6 protein-coding genes are annotated in these 20,973 nt (G+C 72.7%); 3 read left to right on the top strand and 3 right to left on the bottom strand.

Annotated features, from left to right (window positions below; all coding sequences use genetic code 11):
- The first annotated feature begins 115 nt into the window (after window positions 1-115).
- On the top strand, window positions 116-1,165 hold the full coding sequence (locus DFJ68_RS07975) for a lipoate-protein ligase LplAB (RefSeq protein ID WP_121032287.1): 1,050 nt from the start codon (window positions 116-118) through the stop codon (window positions 1,163-1,165).
- 66 nt (window positions 1,166-1,231) lie between these two features.
- Here the strand turns inward: DFJ68_RS07975 and DFJ68_RS07970 are convergent, their stop codons facing one another.
- On the bottom strand, window positions 1,232-2,509 hold the full coding sequence (locus DFJ68_RS07970) for an AGE family epimerase/isomerase (protein WP_121032286.1): 1,278 nt from the start codon (window positions 2,507-2,509) through the stop codon (window positions 1,232-1,234).
- A 146-nt stretch (window positions 2,510-2,655) separates the two neighbouring features.
- Here DFJ68_RS07970 and uvrB point away from each other — a divergent pair, with 146 nt between their 5' ends.
- Both uvrB and DFJ68_RS07960 read left to right on the top strand, forming a co-directional pair.
- Window positions 2,656-4,779 carry an excinuclease ABC subunit UvrB gene (gene uvrB / locus DFJ68_RS07965; RefSeq protein ID WP_121032285.1) on the top strand — a complete coding sequence of 708 codons (2,124 nt, stop codon included), beginning with the start codon at window positions 2,656-2,658 and terminating at the stop codon, window positions 4,777-4,779.
- A 261-nt stretch (window positions 4,780-5,040) separates the two neighbouring features.
- Complete coding sequence (locus DFJ68_RS07960; RefSeq protein WP_121032284.1) at window positions 5,041-6,036, top strand: TerC family protein; 996 nt, start codon at window positions 5,041-5,043, stop codon at window positions 6,034-6,036.
- Window positions 6,037-6,497: 461 nt separating this feature from the next.
- Here the strand turns inward: DFJ68_RS07960 and DFJ68_RS07955 are convergent, their stop codons facing one another.
- Both DFJ68_RS07955 and DFJ68_RS07950 read right to left on the bottom strand, forming a co-directional pair.
- Window positions 6,498-7,916 (bottom strand): MFS transporter, encoded by a 1,419-nt coding sequence (locus DFJ68_RS07955; RefSeq protein WP_121032283.1) that lies wholly within the window; start codon window positions 7,914-7,916, stop codon window positions 6,498-6,500.
- Window positions 7,917-7,980: 64 nt separating this feature from the next.
- A complete protein-coding gene (locus DFJ68_RS07950) occupies window positions 7,981-20,688 on the bottom strand; it encodes a DUF7507 domain-containing protein (protein ID WP_121032282.1) in 12,708 nt (4,235 codons plus the stop codon).
- Window positions 20,689-20,973: the final 285 nt, after the last annotated feature.

Raw genomic sequence — 20,973 nt, 5'->3', positions numbered from 1 at the left:
CCGGGTGCGATGGGTGCGTGGCGGTGCGTCGCGGTGCGTCGCGGGCTCGGTCGAGCCGTACCCATCCGCCCGGCATCCCGGGCATAGCGGGGGCCGCCGCGCTGTTGTGCCCGGCATGCGCGGTGAGTACAAGGTCGTCGGTGGCAAGCTCGTGGCGGTCGACCTCGAGGTGGTGGACGGCCGGCTGGCCGACGTCAGCGTCTCGGGCGACTTCTTCCTCGAGCCCGACGAGGCCCTGGCCGACATCAACGGCGCGCTGACCGGCATGCCGGTCGAGGCCGGCGCCGAGCAGCTCGCGTCGGCGGTCACGGGGTCGCTCGACGAGTCGGTGCACCTCATCGGCTTCAGCGCCGAGGCCGTCGGCATCGCGGTGCGCCGTGCCCTCGGCAAGGCGACCGGGTGGCACGACCACGAGTTCGACGTCATCCCGGCTACGGTCATGCACCCGGCGCTGCACGTCGCCCTCGACGAGGTCATCGCCCGCGAGGTCGCGTCGGGTGAGCGGCCGCCGACCCTGCGGTTCTGGGACTGGGACAGCCCCCTCGTCGTCATCGGCAGCTTCCAGTCGGTGCGCAACGAGGTCGACCCCGACGGGGCCGCCCGCCACCACATCGACGTCGTGCGCCGCATCAGCGGTGGCGGCGCCATGTTCATGGAGCCCGGCAACTGCATCACGTACTCGCTCGTCGTCCCCGAGTCGCTCGTCGAGGGCCTCAGCTTCGAGCGGTCGTACTCCTTCCTCGACGAGTGGGTCATCGGTGCGCTGGCCGACGTCGGCGTCGACGCGCACTTCGTGCCCCTCAACGACATCGCCACGGATGCCGGCAAGATCGGCGGCGCCGCGCAGAAGCGGTTCGTCTCCGGTGCGGTGCTGCACCACGTGACGATGAGCTACGACATCGACGCCGACAAGATGCTCGAGGTGCTGCGCATCGGCCGCGAGAAGATGAGCGACAAGGGCACGAAGTCGGCGAACAAGCGGGTCGACCCGATGCGACGCCAGACGGGGATGAGCCGCGAGGCGATCCTCGAGTCGTTCACCCGCTCGTTCATGGCCCGCTACCGCTCGCACGAGGCGACGTACACCGAGACCGAGCTGGCCGAGGCGCAGCGGCTCGTCGACGAGAAGTTCGGCACGGAGGCGTGGACGCACCGCGTCCCGTGACCTGACAGCGCCAACCTCGTGGTTCGCCCGGGGCGGACCGCGAGCAGCGTTGCGGCGTTGCCGAGCTCAGGCGTCGGCGGGTGCTCGCCACAGTCCCTCGCGGACCGCGACGGCCAGCGACGGCTGCAGCGGCAGGCGAGGCACGAGGGTGGCCCCCACGGCGTGGTACAGGTCGGCCTTGCCGGGCCAGACCGTCCCCGACGGGCGGTTGTCGGCGTCGAGCTGGTGGTGCCACGACCCGTGCTCGTGGTCGAGCACGGTGGTCGCGACGTGGTCCCACCACTGCGCGTAGCGGTCTGCGTAAGCCTGATCACCCGTGCGCAGCCACAGGGCCGCGGCGGTCGCCGTCGCCTCTGCGGCGACCCAGTGCATGCGGTCGCGGACGACCGGCGCGCCCCACCAGTCCGTCGTGTAGACGAACCCGTCGCGGCCGTCGACGGACCAGCCGTCGGCGACGGCACGGTCGAAGAGGGCACGGCTGCTCGCCACCGCGTCGGCCGGGGGCTCCTCACCGGCCGCCAGCGCGGCGGCCTCGCCGTGCAGCAGCAGTCGCGCCCACTCGAGCCCGTGGCCGACCGTTGCCCCGTAGGGCTTGAAGGGGTCGTCGCGGCGGTCGGCGTTGTACTCGAGCTGCACGCGCCACCCGGCGTCGAAGTGCTCGGGCACCCGCCAGTCGTTGGCGGCGGCCCACGAGGCGACCTTCGACAGGATGCCGGTCGCCCGGCGCCGGCACGTCCGCGCGGTCGCCTCGTCGCCGAGCACCACGGCCAGTACGTCGGCGGCGGCGAGCATCGCCTCGGTCGTGTGCATCGCGGCGTTGATGCCCCGGTAGCCGTCGAGGGTCGAGAAGGCGGTGTCCCACGTGTCGACGGGCAGGCCGGCGTCGACGTCCCAGAACCGGCGGTCGAAGACCTCGAGCGCCTCGGCCAGCAGGGCCTCCGCGCCCGGTCGCCCCGCCGCGGTGGCCGACGACGCCGCCAGCACGACGAACGCGTGGGCGTACGCCGACTTGCCGTCCTCCGGCCGCCCGTCGACGTCGAGGGAGGAGAACCAGCCCCCGTGCTCGCGGTCCCGCAGCCGGCCGGTGAGCCCGGCCAGCGCCCCGTCGACCACCGGCGCGCAGCCCGGTACCCCCATGAGGGTGCCGAGCGAGTAGACGTGCACCGTGCGTGAGGTGACCCACGTCTGGATGCCGCGGGAGGGGTCTGGCGCCCCGTCGTCGTCGAGCCAGTGGGCGCCGCCGCCGTCGGCCGCCGTTCGGCGGCCGAAGCGCAGCAGGCCGAGCAGGTGCTGCTCGAGCCACCCCACGTGGGTCGGCCGGTCGGGCCACGCGGGGGCGCTCACGCGGCCCGCCGAGGGCTCGCGACGTGGCCGGGGCCGGGGGCGGGGGAGGCGGGTGCTCGCAGCGATGAGAGGCGCACGGTCGTCACCGTACCGCCGAGGCTCTCGCCGGGTGGGGCGCTGTCGGTGGTCGGACGTACGGTTGACCCATGCGACCGATCACCGACCTGCAGCGCTCGGTGGCGCCCTTCGAGGTCATCTCCGAGTACACCCCGAGCGGCGACCAGCCCACCGCCATCGCCGAGCTCGCCCGCCGCGTCAAGGCGGGGGAGAAGGACACCGTGCTGCTCGGTGCGACCGGCACCGGCAAGTCGGCCACGACGGCCTGGCTCATCGAGCAGGTGCAGCGGCCGACTCTCGTCATGGCCCCGAACAAGACGCTGGCGGCCCAGCTGGCCAACGAGTTCCGCGAGCTGCTGCCGAACAACGCGGTCGAGTACTTCGTCAGCTACTACGACTACTACCAGCCCGAGGCGTACATCCCGCAGACGGACACCTACATCGAGAAGGACAGCTCGGTCAACGACGAGGTCGAGCGACTGCGGCACTCCGCGACCAACTCGCTGCTCACCCGCCGTGACGTCATCGTCGTCGCGTCGGTCTCGTGCATCTACGGCCTCGGCACCCCGCAGGAGTACGTCGACCGGATGGCGCGGCTGCGCGTCGGTCAGGAGATCGTCCGTGACGACCTGCTGCGCCGCTTCGTCGAGATGCAGTACACCCGCAACGACCTCGCCTTCACCCGGGGCACCTTCCGCGTCCGCGGCGACACCGTCGAGATCATCCCGGTGTACGAGGAGCTCGCCGTGCGCATCGAGTTCTTCGGCGACGAGATCGAGCGGATCTACACGCTGCACCCGGTGACGGGCGAGGTCGTCAACGAGGAGTCGGAGATGTACGTCTTTCCCGCCTCGCACTACGTCGCCGGCCCCGAGCGCATGGAGCGGGCCATCCGTGGCATCGAGCTCGAGCTGGAGGACCAGCTGGCCCTCTTCGAGCGGCAGGGCAAGCTGCTCGAGGCCCAGCGCCTGCGGATGCGCACGACGTACGACCTCGAGATGATGCGCCAGGTCGGGTTCTGCAACGGCATCGAGAACTACAGCCGGCACATCGACGGTCGCACGTCGGGCTCGGCCCCGAACTGCCTCATCGACTACTTCCCGGAGGACTTCCTCCTCGTCCTCGACGAGTCGCACCAGACGGTGCCGCAGATCGGCGCCATGTACGAGGGCGACATGTCGCGCAAGCGGATGCTCGTCGACCACGGCTTCCGCCTGCCGAGCGCGATGGACAACCGGCCCCTGCGCTGGGAGGAGTTCCTCGAGCGCATCGACCAGACCATCTACCTCTCGGCGACGCCGGGCGACTACGAGATGGCCAAGTCCTCCGTCGGCGGGCCCCCGGTCGAGCAGATCATCCGCCCCACCGGCCTGATCGACCCCGAGGTCGTGCTCAAGCCGACCAAGGGCCAGATCGACGACCTCATGCACGAGATCCTCGAGCGCACCAAGCGCGACGAGCGCGTCCTCGTCACGACGCTGACCAAGAAGATGGCCGAGGACCTCACCGACTACCTCCTCGACAAGGGCATCCGGGTCCGCTACCTGCACAGCGACATCGACACCCTCCGGCGCGTCGAGCTGCTGCGCGAGCTGCGCTCCGGCGTCTTCGACGTCCTCGTCGGCATCAACCTGCTGCGTGAGGGCCTCGACCTGCCGGAGGTCTCCCTCGTCTCGATCCTCGACGCCGACAAGGAGGGCTTCCTCCGCTCGGCGCGCAGCCTCATCCAGACCATCGGCCGCGCCGCCCGAAACGTGTCGGGCCAGGTGCACATGTACGCCGACAAGGTCACGCCCTCGATGCAGCAGGCGCTCGACGAGACGAGCCGCCGTCGCGAGAAGCAGATCGCCTACAACCTCGAGCGCGGCGTCGACCCGCAGCCGCTGCGCAAGAAGATCGCCGACATCACCGACCTGCTCGAGCGCGAGGATGCCGACACGGCCGAGCTGCTCGGCAGCGGCCGCATGCAGTCGCGCGGCAAGAGCGGTGGCGGTCGTGGCGCCATGGCGGCCGACGTCGGGGTCTCGGCCGGGGGCGCCAAGCGACGGCCCGCCGACATGGCCGCGGCCGACCTCGCCAACCTCATCCAGGAGCTGACGACGCAGATGCACCAGGCCGCGGCCGAGCTGCACTTCGAGCTGGCGGCCCGGTTGCGCGACGAGCTCGGCGACCTCAAGAAGGAGCTGCGGCAGATGAGCGCCGCCACCCGCTGAGCGCGGCCCGCAGCGGACGCCAGGCGACCGCTGCGGGGGTTGTGGTCATTGTGCGCACCCACGATGCGGCCTCGATTTGAGGGGTGGGTGGCGGAGTGAAACACTCAGGCGTTCACGGAGGGGAGTATCCCCGCGCGACGAGCTCGTCATCACGGAGCGGACTGTTGCCGCTGCTCCCGGGCCGTCGGTCCACGTCGGCCCCGGGGTCGCGGGGCGGGAGAGACCTCCGGTTGCTGATGTGGTGACCGGAAGGCTGTTCTCATGAATGTTCCCGCCTGGGGCTGGGCCCTGACGATCGGCCTCATGGCCGTGTTCCTGCTCGTCGACGTCTTCGTCATCGCGCGCCGGCCGCACGTGCCGACGATGCCGGAGGTCTCGCGGCACCTCGCCTTCTTCATCGGCGCCGCCGTGCTCTTCGGCCTCTTCATCTGGTGGCAGTACGGCGGCCAGTACGCCGGTGAGTTCTACGCCGGCTGGCTGACCGAGTACTCGCTGTCGGTCGACAACCTCTTCGTCTTCCTGCTCATCATGGCCAGCTTCAAGGTACCGATGAAGCTGCAGCAGTCGGCGCTCATGGTCGGCATCATCATCGCGATCATCCTGCGCGGTGTCTTCATCGCGCTCGGCGCGGTCGTCATCAACGCCTACGCCTGGGTCTTCTACATCTTCGGCGCGTTCCTCATCTACACCGCGGTCAAGCTGGCCACGGGTGGGGAGTCCGACGACGACGAGTTCAAGGAGAACCGCCTGCTGCTCTGGGTCGAGAAGCGCTTCCCGGCCACGAAGGACTTCCACGGCACGAGCCTCACCGTCGTCGAGAACGGCAAGCGCCTCGTCACCCCGATGTTCATCGTCATCCTCGCCCTCGGTACGACGGACCTGCTCTTCGCGCTCGACTCCATCCCGGCCATCTACGGCCTGACGAAGGAGCCGTACCTCGTCCTGACCGCGAACATCTTCGCCCTCATGGGTCTGCGGCAGCTCTACTTCCTCATCGGCGGCCTGCTCAAGAAGCTCGTCTACCTCAGCATCGGCCTCGCCGTCCTGCTCGCCTTCATCGGCGTCAAGCTCGTCATGCACGCGCTGCACGAGAACAACCTGCCGTTCGTCAACAACGGCGAGCCGATCGACGCCGTGCCCGACATCCCGATCAGCGTCTCGCTCGGGGCGATCGTGCTCATCCTCGGGGTGACGACGGTGGCCAGCCTCTGGAAGTCGCGTCGCGACGCCCGGGCCGAGCAGCACATCGACGCCTGACCGCACGCGTCGGCGCCGGCGCGACAGCCTCGTCACCGGCACGCCGGAGGCCCCCACCCGACCACGGGTGGGGGCCTTCTGCGTCTCCGGATGCCGTGGGCCCGGACGTACGTGGGCGCGCGGGCGCGCGGGACGTCGTCACCGGCATCCGGACATGCAGAGAGGCAGCCGCTTGGGGGGCGGCTGCCTCTGCTGCTTCGCTGCTCGCGGAGCTGAGTCTCGCGAGGCGGACCGCAGAACATGGGCTTGGGGGGTCCATATCGTTCCGCGTGGGTAGGTGCTCGACCTACGTTCGCCGGCGACGACTTGTGGGGTGGGGGGTGTCGCCGACAAGAAAATGATGCACCTCCTATGCACCGGAATGCAAGGAAAAACGTCCGATTTGACCATCTATTTACGTTACCGGGACGTAAGGGGGATTTCCTGGGCTGCCATCGCCCGGCGGACGACCGCGACGACGCTCAGCGGACTCGCCGGGCGGCGACGGTGGCGACGAGCACCGGCAGGGCCATGACGGCGATGACGAGGGCGTACGAGCCGGGCAGGGCCGAGCCCGCCACCGCGAAGACGATGGCCGACAGGGCGATGGCGCTGGCCCCGCCCGAGGAGTCACCGATCTGCAGGGCCGAGCTGACGAAGCCCTGCTCGTCGTCGTCGGCCCGCCCGAGCGCCTGGGCCGTGACCCGGGGGTAGAGCGTGCCGATGCCGAAGCCGGCGACGGGGAAGACCGCGATGAGGGTCCAGGCGGGGGCGCCGACGGCGACGAGGGCGGCCATGGCGACCAGCGAGACGGTCATGAGGCCGAGGGCGACCGTGGCCGTCCGGCCGACCTCGAACCGCGCGTCCCACCGGCCCTGCACGCTGCTGCCGAGGAACCACGTGACACCGGTGACGGTGAGGGACAGCCCCGCGAGGGTGGGGCCGAAGCCGTCCCGCTCCGTCAGCAGCCGCGGCAGGTAGATCTCGGCACCGCTGAAGGCGGCGAAGGCGAGGGTGCGCAGCGCGACGTCGGTGGGCAGGCCGCGGGCGAGGCGAAGCGTGCCGGCCGGCAGCAGCGGGACGACGGCGGCGACGAGCACGACCGCCGCGACCGCGGCCACCGCGAGGCTGCGCCCGTCGACGTGCTCGGCGGCCGCGTTGAGCACGAGGACGGCGCCGGCCACGACGACCGAGCAGCCGAGGGCCCGCCCCCGCCACGGGACCGGCACGAGGTCTTGCCGGAGGCCGGGGACCATGCGGGCCAGCAGCAGCGACGCGAGCACGAGCACGACGAGCGACAGACCGAAGACCCAGCGCCAGCCGAGCGTCTGGGTGATCAGGCCCGCGACGAACGGGCCCGCGACCGATGGCACGACCCACGCCGCCGAGAAGCCCGCGAGCACGGCGGTGTGTAGCCGCGGTGGGTACACGCGGGTGACGAGGACGTAGAGCGCGGTGCTCGTCATCCCCGCGCCCAGCCCCTGGACGACCCGCGCCCCGATGAGCACGTGCATGGTCGGCGCGAGGCCGGCGAGCACGAGACCGGCGGCGAAGAGGACGAGGCCGATGAGCAGCGGCGGGCGGGGCCCGCGCCGGTCGGCGAGGTTGCCCGACCAGACGATGCTGACGATGCCCGCGGCGAGCGTGGCGGTGAAGGCCATCGCGTAGAGCGCCTCGCCGTCGAGGTCACGGGCGATGGTCGGCATGACGGTCGTCAGGGCCAGCGCCTCGAAGGCGTGCAGGGAGACGAGCGCGATGACCCCGATCGTCGTCGCCCGCAGCTCCGGCGACATCAGCCCGCCCGGCTCCACGGCCGCACCCGTCACGTCGTCGGGCACCGCCGCTCTGCGGTCACGGTCGGCGGCGGCGGTGGTGTCGTCACCGGCACGGGGAGAGGGCATGGTGCGACGCTAGGACCTCAAGGTCGCTCGAGGTCAACCGGGCCCGGGCGACCCGGTGCCCGGGTCACCCGGCATCCTCACGTCGGCGGGCGAGGTGCAGCAGCAGCAGACCCGTGAGCACGGCCCCGACGCCGAGCCCGACGGCCAGCCCGACGTCCTCGCCCGTGATAGGCAGGTCGGGGCCACCCGGGGTGGGCGGGTGCACCGGCGGTACGGGCGGGTGCACGGGTGGCGGGGGCTGAGGGTGGCCGGGCGACGGCGGTGTGGCGGCCGCCACCGAGACGGTCGCACTGCCGCGGTCGTTGCCGAGCCCGGGGTCCGGCGTCGACGAGGTGACGGATGCCGTGTTCGTCACCGTGCGCCCGGCCGCCGCGTCGACCACGCGTGCGGCCAGCGTCACCGCCACCGTCGAGCCCGGCTGGAGGTCCCCGAGCGCGCACGTGACGGTGGCGTCGCCGGTCGTGCACCGACCGGCATCCGTCGTGGCGCGTCCGACGAGCGCCAGCCCGTCGGGCAGCACGTCGCGCATCGTCACGCCCCGGGCGGTGGATGGACCATCGGCCGTGACCGTCAGGGTGTAGGTGAGCCGGTCACCGACGCGGGCGGTCGCGGACGAGGCCGTCTTGACCACCGACACGTCGGACGAGCCGGTGACGACGGAGGTGACGCTGTCGGTGTCGTCGGCGCTCTCCGGGTCGGGTAGGGCGCCGGTGACCGTCGCGGTGTTGGTCAGGGTTCCGGACGCGGCCGGGTCGACGAGGGCGGTGAGGGTCACGACCGCCGTCGCGCCGCTCGCGATCGTGCCGAGCTCGCACCGCACCTGGCGGTCGGTGGCGGACCAGTCGCACCCCTCGGGCTCAGGGTCCGCCCCCACCACGGTCACGGTGGGCCGGCCCACGCCCTCGGGCAGCGAGTCGGTCAGCGTCGTGCCGGTCGACGAGGACGGGCCGTCGTTGCGCACCGTGACGGCCCAGGTGACCGGACGTCCGGCGACGACCGGGCCCGAGGTGACCACCTTCGTCACGGACAGGTCGGCGCTCGCTCCGGTGACCACGTCGACGGTGTCGGTGTTGTTGCTCGGGTCGGGGTCCTGGGGACCGGCCGTGACCTCGGCGGTGTTGACAAGTCGACCCGAGAAGGCGGGGTCGCCTGTGAACGCGGGGTCGAGCAGGGCCCGGACGGTGATCGTCACCGGCGGGTCGGCGGGGGCGAGGTCGCCGAGCTCGCAGCGCACGAGCCCGTCGGTGACGGTGCACGTGCCGGCGGTCGAGGTGACCTCCGGTCGCAGCAGGGCGTCGGCGAGCTGGTCGGTGACGACTCTGCCGGTGGCGGTCGACGGCCCGTCGTTGTCGACGGTGATGGTGAAGGTGACGGGGGCGCCGGGGGTGGGTCGGGTGGGCTCGACCGTCTTGGTGACCGAGACGTCGGCCGCCGGCACCGACGTGGCCGTGGCGGTGGCGGTGTTGTCGGAGGTGTCGGGGTCGAAGGTGGCCGACTCCACCGTGGCGACGTTGACGAGCTCACCGACGTGGTCGGGGGCGAGCAGGGCCGAGCCGGTGATCGTGACGGAGTCGTCGGGGGCGAGCGAGCCGAGGTCGCACGAGAAGGCGTCGTCGGTGGTCGTGCAGGGCCGTGATGGGTCGCCGGTCGACGCCTCGGGGTCCGAGAGCACCGGGTCGAGCCGGTCGTCGACCCGCACCTGAGTGGCGGTGGAGGGTCCGTCGTTCGTGACCGTGATGGTGAACCCGACGCGCTGCCCCGGCACGCTCGTCGGCGACGTGAAGGTCTTGACGATCGTGAGGTCGGCGGACGGGGCGGGGTCACCGGTGGCGGTGTCCGTGTTGTTGGCGGTGTCGGGGTCCGGCGTCGACGACCCGACGGTGGCGGTGTTGGTGACAGGGGCGGTCGTCTCAGGGTCGAGCGTGCCCACGACGGTCACGACGACGGCCGGGACACCGTCGGGACGGTCGGTCGAGACCGTCGGGGCCAGGGTCCCGAGGTCGCACTCGAGGGCCCCGTCGACGACTGTGCAGGCGCCCACCGTGGTGGAGGGATCGCTGGTCAGGGTCACGTCGGCGGGAAGCACGTCGCGCACGACGACGTCGCGGGCGCTCGACGGGCCGGCGTTGCTCACCGTCACGGTGAAGGTCACCTCTTCGCCCGGCACCGGGACCGTGGGCAGTACCTCCTTCTCGACGGAGACGTCGGCCGACGGCTCGACGGGCGAGGTGACCGTCTTCGTGTTGTTGCCGGGAACGGGGTCGGTGGTGTCCGAGGCCACTGTCGCGATGTTGCCGAGGTCCTCCACGGCATCCGGTGAGAGCAGGGCGGTCAGGGTGACCGTCACGGGTGGGTCCTCCGGGGTGAGGCTGCCCAGGTCGCACTCCACGGTGGCGCCCACGACGTCACAGGTGCCGGCCGAGGGGGTGGCGGTCGCCGCGGAGAGCCGTGGGTCGAGGACGTCGGTCAGCGTGACGCCGGTCGCCGTCGACGGTCCGAGGTTGTCGACGGTGAGGGTGTAGGTCACCGGCGTGCCGGGGACGGGTGGCCCGGAGGTGAGCGCCTTGGTGAGGGACAGGTCGGCCACGGGGGAGAGGACCGGGTCGACGCTCGACGTGTTGTTCGTCGGGTCGGGGTCGGGTGTGGCCGAGGTGACCTCGGCGGTGTTGGCCAGCGACCCGGTGCGACCGGCATCCACGGTGGCGGTGACGGTGACCGTCGCCGACTCGCCCGGCGCCAGGGAGCCGAGGTCGCACGAGAGCGTGCCCGTCGCCGACTGCGTGCAGCCGCCAGCCGACGCGACCACCCCGACGCCGAGCAGGGCGTCGTCGAGCTCGTCGGTGACGGTCACCGAGGTGGCCGTGGAGGGTCCGTCGTTGGTGACCCGTAGCAGGTAGGTGACGGGGCCTCCGGGCACGGGGGTCGTCGGGTCCGAGGTCTTGACGATCGACAGGTCGGCGCTCGCGGAGCTGGCGCCGTCGACCTCGTCCAGGTTGTTCGTCGGGTCGGGGTCGGGGGTCGCCGAGTCGACCGAGGCGCGGTTCGACAGGGTGCCCGTGAAGTCGGGCGAGAGCGTGGCCGACACCGTCACGGTGACCGAGTCGCCCGGGGCGAGTTCGCCCGGCTCGCAGGTCAAGCGGCTACCGTCGTCGACCGAGCAGACGCCCTGGGTGGTCGTCGTGGTGACGTCGGTGAGGGCCGGGCTCAGCTGGTCGCCGACGACGGGGGCCGTCGCCGTCGACGGTCCCGCGTTCGTCACGACGAGCGTGTACTCGAGCGGGGCCCCGGGCACCGGCGCGGCGGGGCTGAGGGTCTTGGTCAGGCCGAGGTCGGCCGAGGGGGCGAGCGACGCCGTGACGGTGTCGGAGTTGTTCGAGGTGTCGGGGTCGGTCGTCGGGGAGTCGGCCGTCGCCGTGTTCGTCAGCTGCCCGACGGCGTCCGGCGCGAGGGTGGCGGTGACCGTCACGGTCACGACACCGCCGACGGGGAGGGCGCCGACGGGGCAGCTGAGGCTGCTGCCGTCGAGGCGGCAGGCGGTGCCGTCGTCGGCCGTGGCGGTGACGTCGGCGAGACGCGGGTCGAGCACGTCGGCGACGACGACCCGGGCGGCGGTGGACGGGCCGGCGTTGCGGGCGGTCACGGTGAAGGTGACGGCGGCGCCCGGGACGGGTGCGGCCGGGCTCACGGCCTTCGTCACCGACACGTCGGCCGACGCGGCGCTGCCGGCGGTGGCGGTCGCCGTGTTGTTCGCCGGGTTGGGGTCGACGGTGTCGGCGGCGACGACGGCGGTGTTCGTCAGCTGACCGTCGAAGTCGGGGGACAACGTGGCCTCGACGGTGACGACGACGGGGTCGGCACCAGCGGCGAGGGTCCCGAGGGCGCAGGCGACGGACGACCCGGCCACCGCGCACGTCCCGGCCGTGGACGTCGCTCGGACGTCGGTGAGCGCGGGGTCGAGGTCGTCGACGACCGTCACCCCGACGGCATCCGACGGGCCGTTGTCGCGCACGGTGAGCGTGAACGTGACGCGCTGACCGGGGACGGGGTCGGTCGGCGCGAGGGTCTTGGTGACGGAGAGGTCGGCGGCCGGGGCGGTCGTGCCGGTGACCGTGGCCGTGTTGTCGTCGGTGTCGGGGTCGTCGGTGTCCGAGCCGACGGTCGCCGTGTTCTCGAGGATGCCGGTGGCCGAGCTCGCGAGGTCGGCGCGGATCGTCACCGAGGTGACGGCCCCCGGCGCGAGGGTGCCAAGGTCGCAGGTGACCACACCACCGTCGGTGACGTCGCAGGTGCCGTCGGGACTCGTGGCGGTCGCGTTCGAGAGGACGTCGGCGAGGGTGTCCTCGACGGTGACACCGGTCGCGTCGGACGGCCCGTCGTTGCGGACGCCGAGGGTGAAGGTGACCGGCTGCCCGGGGACCGGGCGTTCGGGGCTCACCGCTTTGGTGAGGGACAGGTTCGCCGACGGCGCCGCGGCACCGTTGGCGGTCGAGGTGTCGTTCGCCGGGTCCGGGTCGTCCGTCTGCGCCGACACGGTCGCGGTGTTGGTGAGGGTGCCGGTGAAGGACGGCGACAGCACGGCCGTGAGGGTCACCGTCGCGTCGGACCCGGGCGCGAGGGAGCCGAGGTCGCAGTCGAGCGCACCCGCCTCGACGGAGCACGACCCAAGGTCGGACGTCGCGAGCGCCCCCGTGAGGGCGGCGTCGAGGGGGTCGTCGAGTTCGACGCCGGCGGCGGTGGAGGGGCCGTCGTTGGTGACGACGAAGGTGTACGTGACGGGCTGGCCGGGCACGGGGACCGACGGCGTCAGGGTCTTGACGACCGACACGTCGGCTGACGGGGATGCCGTACCGGTGACCGATGCCGTGTCGTCGGACGGGTCGGGGTCGGGGGTGTCGGACGACACCGTGGCGTCGTTGACGAGAGCACCCGTGAAGCCCGCGTCGAGGGTGGCGGTCACCGTGACGGTGACCCGCTCGCCGGGCGCGACGGGGGCGAGCGGGCAGGTGAGCAGGTCGGTCGCCGAGACGGTGCAGGTGCTCTGGTCGTCGGCGGTCGCCGTGACGGCAGTCAGGGCCGTGTCGAGCTGGTCGGTCACGAGCACCCCGGTGGCCGTCGACGGCCCGTCGTTCGTGACCGTGAGGGTGTACGTCACGGCGGAACCCGGGACCGGGGCGGCGGTCTCCAGCGTCTTGCTGATCGACAGGCCGGCCGACGGTGCGGTGACGACGGAGACGGTGTCGCGGTCGTTCGTCGTGTCGGGGTCGACCGTCGCGGTGCGGACCGTGGCGGTGTTGGCCAGGGTGCCGGTGAAGGCCCGGTCGAGGTCGGCGGTCACGGTCACCGTGACGACACCGGACGGGGCCACCGCGCCGAGGGCGCAGGTGACGTCGCCGCCGGCGGTGAGGCACGAGCCGGCCGTCGACGTCGCCGTGGCGCCGGTGAGCGCGGGGTCGAGCGGGTCGGTGAGCACGACCTCGGTGGCGGTCGACGGGCCGGCGTTGCGCACCGTGACGGTGTACGTGACCGGCCGGCCCGGGACGGGCGCGCCGGGGCTGACGGACTTGCTCACCGAGAGGTCGGCCGCGGCCAGCGTCGGGCCGGTGACGGCCGAGGTGTTGTTGCCCGGCTGCGGGTCGTTGACGGGCGAGGCGACCCGGGCGGTGTTGGACAGCGGCCCGGTGTAGCCCGGTTGGAGGGTCGCGGTGACCGTGACGGTCACGGTCGCCCCCGAGATGACCGTGCCGAGGTCGCACGTCAGGGCGTCGTCCGCGCCGACGGCGCACGTGCCGGCGCTCGTCGTGGCCGTCGCCCCCTCGAGCGCGGCGTCGAGCCGGTCGGTCAGCGTGACCTGGGTCGCGTTGGACGGACCGGCGTTGGCGACGACGAGCGTGAACGTCACCGGCTGACCCGGGACGGGCGAGAGGGGCGCGATGGTCTTGACGACGGACAGGTCGGCCGACGGCACGCTGTCGTCGGACACGGTGGCGCTGTTGTTCGAGGTGTCCGGGTCGGGTGTCGACGAGGTCGCCGTGGCGGTGTTGGTGAGGGTGCCGGTGAAGCCGGTCGACAGGGTGGCGATGACGGTCACCGTCACCTCGGTGTCATCGGGGTCGAGCGCGCCCACGGCGCACGTGAGCAACCGGGCGGCGTCGACGGTGCACGTGCCGGCCGTGCTCGTGACGCGGATGTCACCGAGGGCGGGGTCGAGCTGGTCGCGCACGGTGACCCCGGCGGCGGTCGACGGGCCGACGTCGTCGACCGTGAGGGTGAAGCGCACCTGCTCGCCGGGCGTCGGGTCGAGCGGGGTCAGCGCCTTGCCGATCGAGACGTCGGCGCTCGGCGCGGCCTGACCGGAGGCCGACGCGGTGTTGTTGTCGGCGACCGGGTCGGGCGTCGCCGACCGCGCGGTCGCGGTGTTCTCGAGCCGCCCGGTGAAGTCGGGGGCGAGGGTCCCCGTGACGGAGACGGTCACCTGGCCGCCGGGGGCGACCGACCCGACGGGGCACGAGAGGGTGTTGTCGGCGGCGAGGGCGCACGTGCTGCCGTCGTCGACCGTCGCGGTGACCTGTGTGATCGCGGCGTCGAGCGGGTCGGTGACGACCACGCCGGATGCCGTGGAGGGCCCGGCGTTGCGCACCTGCACCGTGTACGACACCGCCGCACCGGGGATCGGTGCCTCGGGGGTCAGCGTCTTCGTGAGCGAGACGTCCGCGCTCGGGGCCGTCGTCCCCGAGGCGGTCGCGGTGTCGTTGCCCGGCACGGGGTCGGTGGTGGCGCTCCCGACGGTGGCGGTGTTGCTGAGGGAGCCGGTGAAGCCGGCGTCGAGCACGGCGGTCACCGTGACCGTGGCCGACCCACCCGGCGCGAGGTCACCGAGCCGGCATCCGAGGCTCGTCCCCGTCACCGTGCAGGTGCCCACGGAGCTCGTGACGGCCGTGCCCCGCAGCGCGTCGTCGAGGGGGTCGGTCAGGGTGACGGCGGTGGCCGTGGACGGGCCGGCGTTGCGCACCGTCATCGTGAACGTCACCGGGCCGCCCGGTACCGGGGCCGCCGGGGTCAGGGTCTTGGTCACCGACACGTCGGCCGAGGGGGCGGTCGGGCTCGTCACCGTCGAGGAGTTGTCCGTCGCGTCGGGGTCCGGCGTCGCGGCGGTGACCGTCGCCGTGTTCGTCACCGCGCCGGTGGCCGACGGCGACAGGGTCCCGCTCACGGTGACCGTGACGAGGGCCGAGGGTGCGACGGAGCCGACCGCGCAGCTGACGGCGTTGCCGGCCCCGACCGTGCACGAGCCCGCCGTCGACGTGGCCCGCACGCCGGTCACCGTGGCCGGGACGACGTCGGACACGGTGACGGCGGTGGCCGTCGACGGGCCCGCGTTGCGCACGGCGAGGGTGTAGGTGACCGGCTGTCCAGGCACGGGCGTCGTCGGTGAGACCGTCTTGGCGATCGACAGGTCGGCCGACTGGCCGACCGTGACGGCGACCGTCGACTCGTTGTTGGACGCGACCGGGTCGAGGGTGTCCGAGCTCGTGCGCCCCGTGTTGCTCAGGGTCCCGACGTAGGCGGGTGTGATGGTCGCGGTGATGGTACCGACCACGGTGATCCCGGCCCGGAAGATCGGCCCGCTGCAGATGACGGTCGGGGCGGTCGGGTTGTCGACGGTGCCCGGGCTGACCGGGGGCACGATCTCGCAGCCGGTGGCACCCGGTGGCGGCACGACCGACACGTTCGTCAGCCCTGGCGGCAGCTGGTCGATGAACTGCGGACTGAGGGCGGCGGACGGCCCGTTGTTGGTCGCCGTCAGGGTGAACGTCACCTGCTGGCCGGCGACCGGGTTCGTGGGCGTGATGGTCTTGACGAGCTCGAGGTCGGCCTGGCCCACCACGGGGGAGACGACGGTGGCCGTGTCGCCGTCGGGGTCGGGGTCGTCGGTGCCCGAGGCCACCGTCGCCGTGTTGGTCAGGCTGGTGCCGGCGAACTGCGAGTCGACGGTGCCGACCACCGTGACGCTGACCTGCCCGACGGGGACCGACCCGAGGGCGCACGTGACGTCCTGCCCCGCCACGGTGCACGCGGTGCCCGCCCCCCAGGTCGCCGACGTGACGCGGATGCCGGCCGGTACGGCATCCGCCACCGTGACGTCACGCGCCGTCGACGGTCCGTCGTTCGTGACCGTGATCGCGTACGTGACCTCCCGCCCGGGGACGACGGTCTCGGGCGTGGCCGCCTTGCTGACGGAGAGGTCGGCGCTGCGGGTGACCTCGACGTCGGCCGTCGCGGTGTCGTTGTCGGACGCGGGGTCAGGGGTGGGCGAGGCCACCGTCGCGCTGTTCGCCAGCGTGTCGGCGGCGAACCCGCGGGCGAGTCGCGCGCTGATGGTGATGGTGACCGGGTCGCCGGGGGCCACGTCGCCGACGGCGCACGTCACCGTCTGGCCCGACACCGTGCAGGCACCGGCGCTGGTCGACCCGTCGAGGTAGGTCAGCCCGGTCGGCAGGGTGTCGGTGACGGTGGCGGCGGTGGCGACCGAGGGGCCGTTGTTGACGACCGTGACCGTGTAGGTCAGGCCCGTCCCGGCGACGACCGACCGCGTGTCCGCCGTCTTGAGCAGCTCGAGGTCCGCGCTCTCCTCCACCGGGGTGACGAGGGCGTCCGTGTTGTCGCCCGGGGTCGGGTCGGGCGTGGAGCTCGAGACGCTCGCGGTGTTGGTGACCGCTGCGGTGGTGTCGGCCGCGACCACCACTTGGACGAGGGCCTCGGCCGTGGCACCGGCGGCGAGCTGGGGGACGGTGCACGTCACCTGCTGGCCGGCCACCGCGCACGTCCCGCCCGCGACGACGGCCCCGGTCACGCGCAGCGCCGCGGGCAGCGTGTCCGTCACGGTCACGCCCTGAGCCGTGGAGGGGCCGGCGTTGCCGAGCAGCAGCGTGTACGTCGCGGCGGCGCCGGCGGTGAGCGGGTCGGGCGCCACCGACTTGGAGACCGAGACGTCGGCGCTGGTGGTGGTGGTCGTCGTCGCCGCCGCCGTGTTGTTCGCCGGGTTCGGGTCGGGGGTCGACGACGACATGGTGGCGCTGTTGGTCAGCGCGGTGCCCGCCACGGTGTCGGCGTCGATGCTGCCGCTGAGGGTGATGGTCCGGCTCTCGCCCGGGGCGAGGGTGCCGAGGGCGCACTCGATGATCGGCACCGCGATGTCCTGCTGCTGCTCGCACGTGGTGCCGGGTCCGGTGCCGGTGGCGAAGGTGAACCCTCTCGGTGGGGCGTCTTGCACCAGGACGTCACGGGCGGTCGAGGGGCCGTCGTTGCGGGCGGTCAGGGTCCACGTGACCGCCCCGCCGGCGGTGACCGTGGCGGGGCCGGTCTTGGCCAGCACGACGTCGGCGCGGGTCTGCACGGGGGTCGAGCTCGTCGCGGTGTTGTCACCGAGGGTCGGGTCGGTCGGTGACGAGACGGTCGCGGTGGCCGTGTTGGTCAGGGTGCCGGCCGCGGTGGTGGCGGCCAGCGTGCCCTGCACGGTGACGACGAGGCTGCTGCCGGCCGTCAGCGTCGAGGCCGTGCAGCTCACGGCGTTGCCGGTGGTCGTGCAGGTCGCCCCCGGTGTCGTCGTGGTGACGGCGCTGATGGCGACGGAGGCCGGGACCTGGTCGGTGACCGTGACGCCCTGGGCGTCGGAGGGGCCGGCGTTGCGGGCGGCGAGGGTGAAGGTGACCGGCGCGCCTGCCGTGGCCGTCGCGGGGCCGGCGGTCTTGCTCATGACGACGTTCGCCGACGCGCCGGTGCTGAGGCGGTAGCTCGCCGTGTTGTTGACGGTGGCGGGGTCGGTCGTCGACGCGGTGACCCGCGCCGTGTTCGTGACCCCGTTGGCGCCACCGGCCGGAGGGACCGCGGCGACCACCGTGACGGTGGCGGTAGCCCCGAGGGGCACGTCGCCGAGCAGGCAGGTGACCGTGCCACCGGACTGGGTGCACGACCCCTGCGACGGCGCCGCCGAGCGGAAGACGAGCGGCGCGGGCACCGGGTCGGTGAGCACGACGCCGCGCGACGTCGACGGGCCGAGGTTGCGCACCCGCAGCGTGTAGGTGACGTCCTGGCCGTTGACGACCGGCACCGGGGTGGCGCCCTTGTCGAGGTCGAGGTCGGCCGCCGTGGTCACGGTGTCGGTGACCGTCGCGGCGTTGTTCCCCGGCGTCGGGTCGGTCGTGGCCGAGGTCGCGCTCGCCATGTTGGCGACCGTGCCGGTCGCGGTGGGGGAGAGGACGGCGTTGACCGTGACGACGACGCTCGACCCCGTCGGCAGCGGGTCGACGGTGCAGGAGACGGTCGTGCCCGTGACGGTGCACGTGCCGAGGCTGGTCGTCGCGGTCACCCCGCTGAAGGTCGACGGCAGGGCGTCGGTCAGGGTCACCGTGCGGGCGACGGACGGTCCGGCGTTGGTGAGGGTGACCCGGTAGGCGACCGGGCCGCCGGCCACGACGGGGGACGTCAGCGTCTCCTTGGCGACCTGGATGTCGGTCACCGCGGCGGTGGGCGTCACGGTGACGGCGGCGGTGTTGTTCGCCGGCGTGGGGTCGGGGGTGCTCGACTGCACCTGGGCCCGGTTGACGAGCGCCCCACCGCCGCTGAAGCCGGAGTCGACGCGAGCGGTGACCTGCACCGTCGCGGTGGCCCCGGGGGCGAGCGTGCCCACGGCACAGGAGATCCCGTTGCCCGTCACCGTGCAGGACCCGGCCGTCGTCGTGGCCGTGAGGGCCTGGAACGCGGTGGGGAGGGTGTCCGTGACGACGGCGTCGACGGCATCCGACAGGCCGTTGTTGCGGGCCGTGAGCGTGTAGGTGACCGTCGTCCCCGGGGCCGGTGTCGCGGTGCTGACCGTCTTCGTCAGGGAGACGTCGGCCGCGCGGGTGACGGGGGTCGTCACCGAGGCCCGGTTGTTCGTCGTGTCGGGGTCGGAGGTCGAGCTCGACACGTCGGCGACGTTGGTGACGGTCGTGGCGGTCGAGCCGGACGGCACGCGCACGACGACGGTCACGGTGGCGGCGGCGCCGTTGGGCACCGTGCCGACCGCGCAGGTGAGGGTCTGGCCGGACGGCGTGCAGGCGCCCTGCGACGGGGTGCTCGACACCAGCGTCGCCCCCGACGGGAGGGTGTCGGTGACGACGACGTCGGTGGCCGCGGTGGGCCCGGAGTTGGCGGCGCGCAGGGTGTAGGTCACCGTGTCGCCGGCGACGACGGCCGTCTGCGCCGTCGTCTTCGTCAGCGACAGGTCGGCCCGCGTCGCGACCGGGGTCGAGGCGTCGGCCGTCTGGTACGTGTACCGGGTGCCGATCGTGGCGGCGGTGTAGACGAGGTTGCCCGAGTTCGAGAGCGTCGTGCCGGATGCCGCGGTGTCGACCGTGACCTGGAAGCGCAGCCGTGTGGTGCCACCGTTCGAGAGCACCCCGCCGCTCGTCGCGTTCGCGCCGGTGCCGACCCGGAAGCGCACCTGTCTGGTGGCGGCGACGTACTCCGCCTGGTCGTCGCCGGCGGCGTCGGTCTTGGCGCCGGTCCCGGCGCCGGCCAGCACCGACAGCGAGCCCGGCACGTACGTCGAGTTGGGTGGCAGGGCGTCCTCGACCACGGAGTTGACGGCGTTGTCGTCGCCGGTGTTGGTGAAGGCCATCGTGTACTCGATGACGTCGCCCGCCCGGGCCGGGCTGTTGCCCGACAGGTTGCTGGCGCTCTTCGTCCCGGTGATGGTCGGGGCGTAGAGGTCGATCTGGGTGGTGAGCACGGCGGGGTAGTAGAAGTCGCCGCTCGTCGAGAAGGTGACGTTGGTCGAGGTGGCGCCATTCGGGACGACCCCGGGTGCGTCCACCACCTTGGAGTCGGCCCCGAGGTTGTTGACGCTCGCCGGCGTGCGGTCGGTGAGGTTGGCCCCACCGGCGGTGACCCTGCTGCCGAAGAAGTTGGCCGACGGGCTCTGGGCGTCGGCGAGCCGGGTCGTGCCGACCGTCATGTAGTCGCCGGTGAGGCCCGCGTCGCCCTCGTAGACGACGGTCCCGAACTTCGCGCTGACCGCTCCCGACGGTGGGGCGAGGAAGCCGGAGATCGTCGTCGTGACGAGCTCGTTGTTCGTCAGGGTGGCGTAGCCGTTGAAGACCGTGAGGTCGCGCAGCGGGGCGGTGGGGTCGCCGATGGCGACGACGAGGCTCCAGGCGCCGTAGCGGTCGGACCCGGTGGCGGCGGAGATGTCGGCCCCCCAGTAGGTGCCGCTTCCGGCCGCCTGGACGATCGAGGTGACGTCCTTGTAGGCGGAGTAGTCGTTCGTCGACAGGCCCGAGCTGTCGACGGTGTCGGCGGTCAGCGTCGTGTAGGCGGCGGCGCCCGGGGCCCGGAACTTCAGCTGGTTCGGGTTGCCGGTGGCGGCGTTGCCGTTCTGGCCGGCGGTACGGGCGGCGCCCCAGAAGAGGCCGGCGTAGAGCACCCGCGCGCCGCTGGGGATGCTGACCCCCGCCCCCGACGAGCTGCTCGTGCTCGACACGTTGTCGGCGTCGAGGAAGGTCATCGTGAAGTTGTTGTTGCTCGCGGTCGTGGTGCCGGCCAGTGCCTCGGTGCACGCGTTGGCGTTGCCGCACGTCATGAGGCGGTTGCCGGTGATGGCGATCGAGCCGTTGGTCTGCTGCGAGAAGAGCTTGGAGAACGAGCGCACGACGGCGGCGTCGGCGCGCTCGGCGCCCGGGGTGACGACGACCGCGGTGACGAGGGCGAGCAGCAGCGCCAGACCGGCTCGCACCCCAAGCGCGAGACGTCCGCCCCAAGACCTTCGAGCGACCAGCACGTGACCGGCGCCTTCCTCACGGAAGCCGTCCCCGGCCGCACCGTCGCGACGCCGGGAAGGCGACCTGTGGCCAGGTCACCGAGCCACAGCGTAGGGACACATCCGGGTGTGCGCCCGTCGAAAGCTGCCGGGGTGTGCGCGACGACGGGGTCCCGGCCGTCTCGGGATGGCCGGTTGGGTCGCAGGGTCGACGGCGGCGCCCGGTCGGGGTGCTGGCGGGGTCGCGGGCGTGGCCCTAGG

The sequence above is a fragment of the Terracoccus luteus genome (genome assembly GCF_003635045.1).
In the GTDB taxonomy this organism is placed as follows: Bacteria; Actinomycetota; Actinomycetes; order Actinomycetales; family Dermatophilaceae; genus Terracoccus; species Terracoccus luteus.
Note: the sequence above shows the minus strand (reverse complement) of the source record. Positions and strands in the feature narration are given on the sequence as shown.